Below are 11,098 nucleotides of genomic sequence, written 5' to 3' on the forward strand. Positions count from 1 at the left end.
AATGCGTAACCTTTGAGGAACTATTAACTGGGGTTACGCCAGCCGACGCCGACGCTTAGGGAGCAATCCCTAGGGAAGCTTCCCAGAAATAAACGCGATCGCAATATTGAAATCTGCTCGTACAGATAGCTTCCAGGGAAACATTTTGCGTATTGGTCACATCCAGCGATACGAAAGCGGCTTCTCCTCCGGGTGCAACGGTTCGAGATTCAGCCTTTACCCCATCTATATACACATTAACAAGAACCCTGGGACTACCTTGGTCGTTATCGCGCATGCCAAACGCTAATTGCAACGTCTGAAATCTAACATCCTCTTCATTGGGTTGCAGTCTACAGGTCAATGATGCCCGCGTATCGCCCGAACCCATATAAAATCGCGATGAGTAAACCGCTTTATTGACCACCACGTTTTCACTTCGCCGTCTCCAGTTACCGATCCCCGTATCCACACAATTCAGCCTCAGTAGGAAGGTTGAGCGTTCTTGCGCTTGCACAATTTGCTGACTTGGGGCAGTTAACGCCGCACATAGAAGTCCACTGGCAATGATTTTCTGAATCAGTTTGCTTTTCATTCGTATTGATAGTTCACCCACGCCAATAGGCATCAATACTACATCATCCCATGGGCTGATGTTTAACCCGATGGAATCATCCCTTGATCAAAGATTTGACCCTTTGTATCAATACCACGAACTAGGATGCGATCGCTATATACTTCATAAGCGGCAAAACTTAGCGTTGAGGCGGAATGGACTGTCCATGACGAACGCCCAACTGGGCGAACTCCAGCACCCGCACCACAAATTAAATAGGTTGTCCCATTAATCGGGAGAGTACGCTCGTAGTTGTGGTCATGACCATTAATATAGAGTTGCACTCCGTATTTTTGAAACAAGGGAGTCAGGGTTTCAATAAACGCTTGATTCAATCCGTAGTGACCCGATGAATAAATTTGATGATGCCCAAAAACAATCTTCCAAGGCGCATCGCTGCGGCTGAGTTCCTGTTCTAACCACGGTAACTGACGCTGCCAATCCGCATTGGCATTCGTATCCAGCGCCCAAAATTGCACTGATCCCCGGCGAAACGTATAGTATCGTCCCTGCATATTGAAACCTGGATATCGGACTTGGGGATCACCATTGGCGGTACGGATGTCATGGTTCCCCAGACAAGCGTGAAATTTTACCCCCTGTTCCAGTAAGGCTTGATAGGGTTTTTCAAAGACTGCCTCAACTTTTTCAATTTCCCCATCGTTATAAATATTGTCACCTGCCAGAATCACCAACTTGTAGGGATTCTGTTGATAATAAGCCGTCATCGCCTCTGCCACTGCATATTGTCCGGCTGCACCTGTGCCTGTATCGGCAATGGAAACAAAGCGTAGCAGAGGTGTATCAGCCAATTCATTCCGCGTGTCAGTTGAGGGTGTTGGTTTAGGAGTCTGGGAATGGGTATCACTCGTCTGAGTCGTTTGACTGGCAAAGAGATTACTGCCAACAGCAATAACCCCGAAACAACTCATACCACTCAAAATCAGAAATTGACGGCGTTTGAGACTCATAGATCTAGAGCAGTCATGCAGACTGAAGCAAGACGGGCAAAAATGTTAAATTTGTGCTGTAGGAACAGCGTTCTGTAAGAAGAATCTAGCGCATTTTATGCCAATTGGCGTTGCTGGGTAGGGAAATAAAAATGTCAAAAGAGCAGCATAAGCCTCAGGAACCCGTAGAGGTAGATGAATCCACTCAAGAAACGAATACGGCTGAACCCACTCGCCAGTCTAAGCTGGTGGATTGGCTCTATCCCCGCTTTGAAACCGTTGAGAAGGTGTGGGATAGTATTTTGGCAGCAATCCGCTCTTTGTTACCCGAAGCTTGGAATCAAAAGCTATCAGATTGGGGATTGACGGGCGCGATCGCGGCGTTTATTGTGATCATAATGGTGACGGCAGTCGCTATAACGCCAGAGACACCCACACAGTTAGCCAAAGAAGTAAAACCCGAACCCATCCCTGCACCTGCCGAATTAGCCGCACCTGAACTTACAGACACTTCAAAATCTAATTCCTCTCCCCTAGAACTTACCCCAGAACAACGCCTGATTGCGGGGATTCAAGATCAAGTGGCTGAAATTACAGATCAGTATGCGAATGGATTGATTCAATCCATTCAAGCCAACTTTCAGGGGAACCGTCTGATTGTCACCGTGAGTGATGGCTGGTATGAATTAGATGAACAGGATCAAGAGCAATTAGCGAGTGAAATTTGGCGTCGCTCTCAAGACTTGGAGTTGAGCAAACTGGAAATCACTAATTCTGATGGAACTCTATTGGCGCGAAGTCCAGTAGTCGGTTCTGGGATAGTCATTTGGCAGCGTTAGAATTTCACCGCCTATTATGTAGAGACGTAGCAGGCTACGTCTCCATATCACATAAATGCTACTTTGCATGCAAGAGCCGATTAGCGCATGGCTTTCTCAAGCTGGTTAGCAATATTGAATTGAGATAGACTGGGGGATTCAATCTCACTTCTCGCCAGTTGTTCTAACTCAACCGCGAGCGATCGCAGGTAGTCTGCTCGTTGGCGCATTCGGGTACTGATTCCCTCTGTACCAGTGGCAAGGCACTCCGGGCAAACATCACTAACATATTCGCCAGATTCTCGATACGCTCTTGCCACCACCTCTAGCGGGAAAAAAATGTTACCGCACAAATTGCAACGGCATTTTTCCTCGAAGTGATTACTCTCAACTTGAATTTTAATGGGCATGGACGGTGTTCTCCAAATATATATGCAGTTTTGGGATAGCTGGAATCCTGTTTAGATTTGGCTGAAGCGGGCAGCTTAATTAATTATTTATTTTATTTTAACCATAAATGTAGTTAATCGTACAGATTATTTCTAATGGCAGAGAAACCGTTTTTTTGTTAGCTTTTCATGACAATGCTCCCTTACAAAGGACGAATGACAAATGACGAATGACGATCTCCACCGTTAGCTTTTATTGGGTCCACCTACTTATTGTTGCCAGATCGTGATAAAAAAATACTCAGAGTTCAGACTCTGAGTATCAATAAACAAGTAATGACTCTATTGAGGCTTCGCTGAAGCCAGAATCAGAGGAATTCCATCACTTTTATCTTCCTCCGAATTTTCAGCTAATAAACTTGTTGAGAGGTTGCTGCATCCAAACAATAAAGTTTTGTTGCTTTAACCTTCCCACTTCGCCGCTATATGCTCAGCCAAATCGACAACTCGCTGAGAATAGCCCCACTCATTGTCATACCAGGCAATGACTTTAACCATATCACCACCCATTACCATCGTTAGACTGGCATCGACAATAGATGAAGCATCATGTCCCTTGTAGTCTGAGGACACCAACGGTAAGTCGTTGTATTCCAAAATGCCCTTAAGCGAGTTTTCTGACTCTTCTTTGAAGACTTTGTTCAACTGCTCAGCAATGGTGCTTTTCTCAACTTGAGCCACCAAATCCACAACCGATACATTCGGGGTAGGTACGCGCATCGCGATCCCATTCAATTTCCCCTGCATATCTGGAATAACTAAAGCCACAGCTTTAGCCGCTCCCGTCGAGGTTGGCACGATATTGATCGCAGCGGCTCTGGCTCGACGGACATCACGGTGACTCGCATCCAGAATCCGCTGATCCCCCGTGTAACTGTGAGTCGTAGTCATGGTTCCTTTAATGATGCCAAAGTGTTCATGTATCACTTTGACCACAGGAGCCAGACAGTTTGTTGTACAACTCGCATTGCTAACAATGTCATGCTTGCTGTGTTCGTAGTCGTGATGGTTCACACCAACGACGAACGTACCGATGTCACCACCTTTCCCTGGAGCCGTAATCAGCACTTTCTTGGCGCCGGCGGCTATATGCTTAGATGCACCATCTCTGGTGACAAACACCCCGGTCGATTCGATGACTAGGTCAATACCCCAATCACCCCAAGGCAAGTTCAGGGGGTTGCGATCCGATACACACTTAATGGTTTTGCCATTGACGATTAGGGAGTTTTCGTCATAGCCAATGTCGGCTTTGAGCGTCCCTAGCATGGAGTCATATTTAAGCAAATGAGCATTTGTCTTGGGATCAGATGTATCATTGATGCCCACTAACTCCAACTGACTATTTTCTCTAGTCAGTAAACATCTGGCGAAATTACGTCCGATGCGTCCAAACCCGTTGATCGCTACTCTAATCACTGCGTCTTGCCCTCTGTATTCAAGCTCAGTAAATATACTTTTTATGAACCCAATCATATCGCAAAGGCGGACAAATTCTAAATGCCGATTCAGCGACGGATCGGGAAGCGTCGGACATATAACTTGCTCTAAGTCTTTCCCCCCAAGGGTTTGGGTGAATCTGAATTGAGAATAAGAGTTTTTGGATTAGGGGTGTAGGGTGTGGTTAGATATCAATATGGCTCGCAGCGAGTTCTTTCTCTTCCAGATGCGCCCTAGCACCTCTGGAAAAGGCTTCCCCAGGTCGAGTGTCGGAGTTCTATGGTTCTGCTGAATTTTCCGGAAACCCAAGAATGAAGGCTGTTTAGTATAAAAAACCGTCTGGAGATAGAAAAAGTTACTTCAGTACAAACACGGTGGTCAACTCCACTGGAGCAATAACACAATTAATAGCGAAGTGGGTCTGTTGCCAAGAAAATCTGATAAATCCGCCCTTGGCTGTATCTTGAAAAATCAATTCTTGATATGATAGCGCGTGTTATTGGCACAGTAGGCTTGTGTGGTGTGGTGTGTAAGGAGTTAAGATGCCTAATATTGTTGATCTTAGTGGCAAGCCATTCCATTTCATCGGAATTGGTGGAATTGGTATGTCAGCGCTGGCTTACGTTCTAGCCAAACGCAACCTCCCTGTATCTGGGTCTGATATTCGTTCGACGCCGATTACTCAGCGGTTGCAGGCTGTCGGCGCTCATCTGTTTAGAGACCAGAAGGCAACCAATTTGGAATTTTTTAGAGAAACGAATGTCCCCATTTATCAGGGCGTATCAGCAACGGCGATTGAACCGGAACCCCCTCGAAAAACAATTGCCGCCCCCTCAAACGTTAACCACTCTGTTCGGGAAGACCATCTTGCCTCCTGCTTACCCCAAGTAATATGTTCGAGTGCGATTAATCCAATCAATTCTGAGTACAAAGCGGCTGTAGAAGGCGGCTACCCAATTTTTCATCGCTCCGACTTACTGGCAGCGTTGATGCAAGACTACCGAAGCATTGCCGTTGCTGGAACTCACGGCAAAACCACAACCAGCAGTTTAATGGGATACTTGCTGCTGAAAACGGGTCTAGACCCGACTATCGTGGTTGGGGGAGAAGTGGATGCTTGGCAAGGAAATGCGCGTCTGGGTCAAAGTCCCTTTCTGGTGGCTGAAGCAGATGAATCAGATGGGTCGTTAGCCAAGCTGGCTCCGGAAATTGGCGTGATTACCAATATTGAACTCGATCACCCCGACCATTACCAGAATCTCGACCAGGTTATCGAAACCTTTAAGATTTTTGCCGATCGCTGTCAAACCATCGTGGGCTGTATTGATTGCCAGACATTGCGATCGCATTTCACCCCCACAATCAGCTATAGCCTGCAACGCACAGCCGGAGCTGACTACAGCGTGGATCGCGTTGTTTATCAGGCAGAAGGCATCACGGCGAGAATTTGGGAAGGCGATCAGGTGTTGGGTACGCTGCAACTGAGTCTGTTAGGTCAACATAATCTCAGCAACGCCTTAGCGGTTGTGGCAGTCGGACGACACCTGGGACTAGAGTTCGACGCGATCGCCTCCGCCCTAGCCACCTTTGAAGGTGCCAAGCGCCGCTTTGAGGTTCGGGGTGAGTGTAAAGGGATTACCTTTGTCGATGACTACGCTCACCATCCCAGTGAGATTCAGGCAACCTTAGCGGCGGCTCGCTTACAGGTTGAATTATCACGCCGTATTGTTGCCATTTTTCAGCCCCATCGCTATAGTCGAACCTTGACATTTTTGTCAGACTTTGCTAAATCATTTGGCGATGCTGATCTCGTCGTGGTCACAGACATTTATAGCGCAGGCGAAGCCGGTGTTGGACAAATTACAGGTGAACAAGTGCGAGCCGCGATCGCGGATCACCATGAGCGGGTCTACTACCAACCAACGTTAGATGAAGTCTCCCAACTCCTCGCCCAAATCCTGCAACCCGGAGATCTGGCTATCTTTCTCGGTGCGGGAAATTTGAATCAGATTATTCCCCAGGTTATAGAGTCCTACCAGACGGCGACACCTGAGAATTCGACTGAATTGAGTCAAACCGTCTAAGGTTGGTTAACCCCAGCCGCACCCGATTGGGTGTATCCACTTCCACTGGCTAAAATCCATCGGCATTCTTTTGACCTGTATTGAATTGATATGACCTTGTCATCCTATTCTCCCGGCGTTGCTAACGCGCCACTGTGTCAGAAAACCTCTGACAAGCCTAAGCTTTACTTGCCTGGAACTGACTGTATCCTCCGTTCTCAGGTGTCTTTAGCGAGTTTGACATCCTTTCGCGTGGGAGGTCCCGCCGAGTGGTACGTGGCACCCCGACGGGTCGAGGATCTACTCGCCAGTTTTGAATGGGCAGATTTGCAGGGATTACCCATAACCTTGTTAGGGGCGGGTTCTAATCTACTGGTTAGCGATTGTGGGTTGTCCGGCTTAGTCGTCTGCACTCGTCATCTCCGTTCTACCTACTTTGACCCGGATACGGGTCAAGTCACCGTGGGAGCCGGAGAACCAATCGCCCGTTTAGCATGGCAAGCCGCTAATCACGGTTGGCAAGGGTTGGAATGGGCGGTAGGTATTCCGGGAACGGTGGGGGGCGCTGTGGTGATGAATGCCGGTGCCCATCAAAGTTGTGCGGCGGATCTGCTGGTGAGTGTGGAAACCATTTCACCCACCGGAGTCGTGGAACGGCTCACGCCTCAAGAGTTGGGCTTTCGCTATCGCACCTCCATCCTGCAAGGAGGGAATCGCTTCGTGACTCAGGCAACATTTCAGTTGCAACCGGGTGCTGATCCCAAACAGGTTCGAGCGACAACAACTCACCATTTAAAGCAACGGCGTGATGCTCAACCCTATCACTTACCCAGTTGTGGCAGTGTTTTCCGCAATCCCGAACCCCACGCGGCGGGTTGGCTGATCGAGCAATTGGGTTTGAAAGGCTATCAAATTGGCGGCGCTCAAGTGGCAGAACGCCATGCTAACTTTATCTTGAACTGTGGCGGTGCTAAAGCCAGCGATATCTTCCAACTGATTCGTTATGTGCAGCAGCAAGTCGAGCAGCATTGGTCGCTCTCCTTAGAGCCAGAAGTGAAAATCTTAGGACGGTTTCAGCCTGTCTAAAGATGTCGCATTGACCGAAGCGGTACTAAGATTAAGACTTAGCAACGATAAACCCGTCCAACTTGAGAGACAGTCAATACGTTATGACCAAAGGACAAGGATTCGGCTTCGGTTTAGGCAAGATGAAAGAACTTGCCGAAGCATTCAAAAAAGCCCAAGAGGTACAACAAGGAGCAAAACAGCTTCAAGAAGAATTGGAGCAAATGGAGATTGAAGGTTCCTCTAGCGATGGTATGGTTAAGGTGTTTATGAGTGGGAATCAGGAACCCCTGCGCGTCGAAATTGCCCCAGACGCGATCGCTCAGGGAGCCGAAACCCTATCAGAAACGGTGACAGCCGCCATGAAAGATGCTTATGATAAATCAACCACGACGATGAGAGAACGTATGGAAGAACTCACCAGTGGGCTAAATCTGCCAGGGATGTAACCTTATCTGGAGAACTGGGAATGAGAGTCATGTCATCCATCGGAGACAGCACTTCCCAGTTCTGCTCTGATTGTCATTGGTCATTAGTCATTGGTCATTGGTCATTGGTCATTCGTCAGAGTTGAAAAACCTTTATTCTCTCCAGGTAGTTGAAACTATTGCCTATTCCCTATTCCCTATTCCCTCTCTCCAGCACAAGACTTATTCAGCAGTCCCTAATCAATGATTTCTGTGACTTTAACGTTAACTTGCCCCTCAGCCAATTGAATCTGTAATTCTTCTCCAGGAGCGAGACTCGCTGCATTCCGAGCAATTTTTCCTTGTTCCGTCCGTACCACCGCATATCCTCGTTTTAAAACATTGGTCGGGTCAAGGGTGGCTAACTTTTGCCCCAGAAATTGGCAATGTTGAGTGGCTTGACTTATACGCCAAGATGTGAAATTCAATAATCGCTGTCGCTGCTGCGCGATCGCATGGTGTTCCTGCTGTAACTGTCGGTTAAGGGGTAAGCGGGTTAGACGGTTTCTGAGTTGGTGTAATTGGTTGCGGGAGGTATCTAGATGCTGAGTTACTGCCTCATGTAACGCCTCGTGACGCTGCTGATGTTCGCGAATTAGGGTTGCCAACTCTGGCACGGCTCGTTCAGCGGCGGCGGTAGGTGTATGAGCGCAAAAATCAGCCACTAAATCGGCTAAGGATTCATCCCGTTGATGACCAATCCCCGTTAAGACGGGAATCGAACAGTTCGCGATCGCTCTTACCACTCGCTCATCATCAAAGCCCACCAAATCCTCCGATGCGCCACCTCCCCGCGACAAAATCACTAACTCAGCCCTCCCGTCTCGCTCAACTCGCTCAATCGCTGTCACAATCGATTCGGGTGCTAAATCCCCTTGAACTTGTGCTGGAGAAAACAACACCGATAACCCCGGATACCGTTGTCGCAGGGTGCGGCGAATATCTCCCCAAGCGGCGGCTTGCGGTGAAGTAACGACTGCGATGGTTTGCGGATGCATCGGTAGGGGGCGTTTATGTTGAGCATCAAATAATCCTTCCGCCGCTAATCGTTGGCGCAGTTGATTGTAGCGCAGTGCCTGTAACCCTTCTCCTCCCGGCAACGCCTGCCAAACCATAAGCTGATATTGTCCCCGTTGCGGATAAATCCGGATACTGCCTAAAGCAATCAACTGTTCTCCGGATTGAGGAAGTTGCACCAGCTTACTTAGCACAGACTTCCACACCACGCATTGAATGGATGCCTTACCCTCTAAATCTCGCAGGGTGAAAAACATACCACTCCGATGGCGGTTGGCACTAGAGACTTCTCCAATCACCCAAACCTTCTGGAGTTGGGTATCCTGCTCTAAGAGATCCTGAATATAGTCGGTTAACCCCGCAACTGAAAGGGTTGCTTCTGGAAGCAATGAATTGGTATTGGTCATTTGTTCTTTGTCATACTCGCTATCGCTAGACGCAAGCTACGTCATTTGTCATTTAGTCGGGGCGGGTTTTGCAGCCAAGTTGGGGATAACAATCAATATTAGTCCCTAAACCCGCCCCTACACACAGACGCCATGGCACATCTCTCCCTGCTCCCCCTGCTCCCCCTGCTCCCCCTGCTCCCCCTGCTCCCCCTGCTCCCCCTGCTCCCCCTGCTTCCCCTGCTCCCCCTGCTCCCCCTGCTCCCCCTGCACCTCCGTACCCCTACCCCCTAAAATCCTCGAACTTGTCGATTGACCCAACAATGCTATAGTAGTACCTGTGTTCTATATTGGGGGAGGGGAAATGCTGTCAAATGTTTCTCTCCAGCCCAAGACTTGGGATCAAAACACAGTAATAGTTCGGCAAGATTATGGCGTTGATGAACGATGTCTTAGCATTGACAAATTAGCATTTCCGTGATTTAGTCCCAAAAATCAGATACTCTTAATCTCGCAGGCAGTCGGCGTTAAAATAGAGCCAACTTTCTGCACGAATTCTCAGTCCATTTCAATAACAGTTCTTGAGGCATCCATGGCTACCCAAATCACCAACAGTCCCGAAAAGGAAAAAGCCCTGAACTTGGTACTCAACCAGATTGAGCGTACCTTTGGCAAAGGTTCGATTATGCGCTTGGGAGATGCCACCCGCATGAAGGTGGAAACCATCTCCAGTGGTGCAATTACCCTAGATTTAGCCTTGGGTGGTGGCTTGCCCAGAGGACGGGTTATCGAGATTTACGGACCAGAAAGTTCTGGAAAGACAACCCTCGCCTTGCACGCCGTCGCAGAAGTGCAGAAGTCCGGTGGAGTAGCCGCATTTGTAGACGCTGAACATGCCCTCGACCCTACCTACTCATCGGCGTTAGGGGTTGACATTGCCAACCTTTTAGTCTCTCAACCGGATAGTGGTGAATCGGCTCTGGAAATCGTCGATCAGCTAGTGCGATCGGCGGCTGTGGATATTGTTGTGATTGACTCAGTAGCCGCCTTGGTGCCTCGTGCAGAAATTGAAGGCGAAATGGGCGATACCCAAGTGGGATTACAGGCGCGTCTGATGAGTAAGGCGCTACGCAAAATTGCTGGGAATATTGGCAAATCGGGCTGCACCGTCATTTTCCTCAATCAGTTGCGACAAAAAATTGGTATCACCTACGGCTCTCCAGAAGTCACAACAGGCGGTAATGCGCTTAAGTTCTATTGTTCAGTCCGCTTAGACATTCGCCGGATTCAAACGCTTAAGAAAGCCAGCGAAGGGGAATATGGAATTCGCGCTAAGGTCAAGGTAGCAAAAAATAAAGTTGCGCCACCCTTCCGAATTGCTGAGTTTGACATTATCTTTGGACAAGGGATTTCTCGGTTAGGATGTCTGGTTGACTTAGCTGAACAAACAGGAGTGATTAACCGCAAGGGAGCTTGGTATAGCTACAACGGCGATAATATTGCCCAAGGTCGTGACAATAGTGTCAGGTATATTGAAGAGAATCCTGAAATTGCCGCGACTATTGAACAACAAGTGCGCGAACAGCTTGATATGGGAGCTATGGTGTCAGCGAATTCCATCAACCCAGACGAAAACGAAAACGAGGAGCAAGAGGAAGACCAAGAAAATTTTGAGGAAGATTAGATTCGCGTTTGTTTAAGTTAATCCCGTTCCGAAAAACCTATACAGAACTATGCAGATCTAGGCATATCTGTACATAGTCGGAACGTGCAGACCAAGACTCACCGCAGTCTACGTTAGACGGGTCATGACACCTTGATGTGAACGCCAGCATCATGCTCTATCGG

10 protein-coding genes are annotated in these 11,098 nt (G+C 48.3%); 5 read left to right on the forward strand and 5 right to left on the reverse strand.

What is annotated here, in order from left to right:
- Window positions 1-55 precede the first annotated feature (55 nt).
- Both RIG66_RS05315 and RIG66_RS05320 read right to left on the reverse strand, forming a co-directional pair.
- A complete protein-coding gene (locus tag RIG66_RS05315) occupies window positions 56-574 on the reverse strand; it encodes a hypothetical protein (protein ID WP_446375902.1) in 519 nt (172 codons plus the stop codon).
- 62 nt (window positions 575-636) lie between these two features.
- Window positions 637-1,566: a metallophosphoesterase family protein gene (locus RIG66_RS05320; protein WP_446375904.1), complete on the reverse strand. Its 930-nt coding sequence runs from the start codon at window positions 1,564-1,566 to the stop codon at window positions 637-639.
- A gap of 131 nt (window positions 1,567-1,697) precedes the next feature.
- Here RIG66_RS05320 and RIG66_RS05325 point away from each other — a divergent pair, with 131 nt between their 5' ends.
- The gene (locus RIG66_RS05325) at window positions 1,698-2,384 is read left to right on the forward strand and encodes a hypothetical protein (RefSeq protein WP_446375906.1); all 687 of its coding nucleotides are present in this window, start codon (window positions 1,698-1,700) and stop codon (window positions 2,382-2,384) included.
- Between the two features lie 80 nt (window positions 2,385-2,464).
- On the opposite strand, the gene RIG66_RS05330 is transcribed toward RIG66_RS05325, so the two are convergent.
- Complete coding sequence (locus RIG66_RS05330; RefSeq protein ID WP_446344327.1) at window positions 2,465-2,773, reverse strand: hypothetical protein; 309 nt, start codon at window positions 2,771-2,773, stop codon at window positions 2,465-2,467.
- Between the two features lie 441 nt (window positions 2,774-3,214).
- Window positions 3,215-4,231 carry a type I glyceraldehyde-3-phosphate dehydrogenase gene (locus RIG66_RS05335; protein WP_446346501.1) on the reverse strand — a complete coding sequence of 339 codons (1,017 nt, stop codon included), beginning with the start codon at window positions 4,229-4,231 and terminating at the stop codon, window positions 3,215-3,217.
- A gap of 563 nt (window positions 4,232-4,794) precedes the next feature.
- Between RIG66_RS05335 and murC the strand changes: the two genes are divergently transcribed.
- The 3 genes from murC to RIG66_RS05350 all read left to right on the forward strand — a co-directional run bounded on the left by murC (window position 4,795) and on the right by RIG66_RS05350 (window position 7,829).
- Window positions 4,795-6,336, forward strand: a complete 1,542-nt coding sequence (murC, locus tag RIG66_RS05340) for a UDP-N-acetylmuramate--L-alanine ligase (protein WP_446375908.1) — start codon at window positions 4,795-4,797, stop codon at window positions 6,334-6,336.
- A gap of 90 nt (window positions 6,337-6,426) precedes the next feature.
- Window positions 6,427-7,401 carry a UDP-N-acetylmuramate dehydrogenase gene (gene murB / locus RIG66_RS05345; protein ID WP_446375910.1) on the forward strand — a complete coding sequence of 325 codons (975 nt, stop codon included), beginning with the start codon at window positions 6,427-6,429 and terminating at the stop codon, window positions 7,399-7,401.
- A gap of 83 nt (window positions 7,402-7,484) precedes the next feature.
- Entirely contained in the window at window positions 7,485-7,829 is a 345-nt protein-coding gene (locus RIG66_RS05350) for a YbaB/EbfC family nucleoid-associated protein (RefSeq protein ID WP_006099386.1), read from the forward strand.
- A gap of 215 nt (window positions 7,830-8,044) precedes the next feature.
- On the opposite strand, the gene xseA is transcribed toward RIG66_RS05350, so the two are convergent.
- Window positions 8,045-9,271, reverse strand: coding sequence for an exodeoxyribonuclease VII large subunit (xseA, locus tag RIG66_RS05355; RefSeq protein ID WP_446375912.1), 1,227 nt, complete (start codon window positions 9,269-9,271; stop codon window positions 8,045-8,047).
- 571 nt (window positions 9,272-9,842) lie between these two features.
- Here xseA and recA point away from each other — a divergent pair.
- On the forward strand, window positions 9,843-10,934 hold the full coding sequence (recA, locus tag RIG66_RS05360; RefSeq protein ID WP_446375914.1) for a recombinase RecA: 1,092 nt from the start codon (window positions 9,843-9,845) through the stop codon (window positions 10,932-10,934).
- Window positions 10,935-11,098: the final 164 nt, after the last annotated feature.

The organism is Coleofasciculus sp. E2-BRE-01 (assembly GCF_040221695.1).
In the GTDB taxonomy this organism is placed as follows: domain Bacteria; phylum Cyanobacteriota; class Cyanobacteriia; order Cyanobacteriales; family Coleofasciculaceae; genus Coleofasciculus.

Bases quoted from the DNA above. Each gene is read 5' to 3' on its own strand.
- murC (WP_446375908.1), top strand. From the start codon at position 4,795: ATGCCTAATATTGTTGATCTTAGTGGCAAGCCATTCCATTTCATCGGA.
- xseA (WP_446375912.1), bottom strand. From the start codon at position 9,271: ATGACCAATACCAATTCATTGCTTCCAGAAGCAACCCTTTCAGTTGCG.
- recA (WP_446375914.1), top strand. From the start codon at position 9,843: ATGGCTACCCAAATCACCAACAGTCCCGAAAAGGAAAAAGCCCTGAAC.
- murB (WP_446375910.1), top strand. From the start codon at position 6,427: ATGACCTTGTCATCCTATTCTCCCGGCGTTGCTAACGCGCCACTGTGT.
- RIG66_RS05320 (WP_446375904.1), bottom strand. From the start codon at position 1,566: ATGAGTCTCAAACGCCGTCAATTTCTGATTTTGAGTGGTATGAGTTGT.
- RIG66_RS05325 (WP_446375906.1), top strand. From the start codon at position 1,698: ATGTCAAAAGAGCAGCATAAGCCTCAGGAACCCGTAGAGGTAGATGAA.
- RIG66_RS05330 (WP_446344327.1), bottom strand. From the start codon at position 2,773: ATGCCCATTAAAATTCAAGTTGAGAGTAATCACTTCGAGGAAAAATGC.
- RIG66_RS05315 (WP_446375902.1), bottom strand. From the start codon at position 574: ATGAAAAGCAAACTGATTCAGAAAATCATTGCCAGTGGACTTCTATGT.
- RIG66_RS05350 (WP_006099386.1), top strand. From the start codon at position 7,485: ATGACCAAAGGACAAGGATTCGGCTTCGGTTTAGGCAAGATGAAAGAA.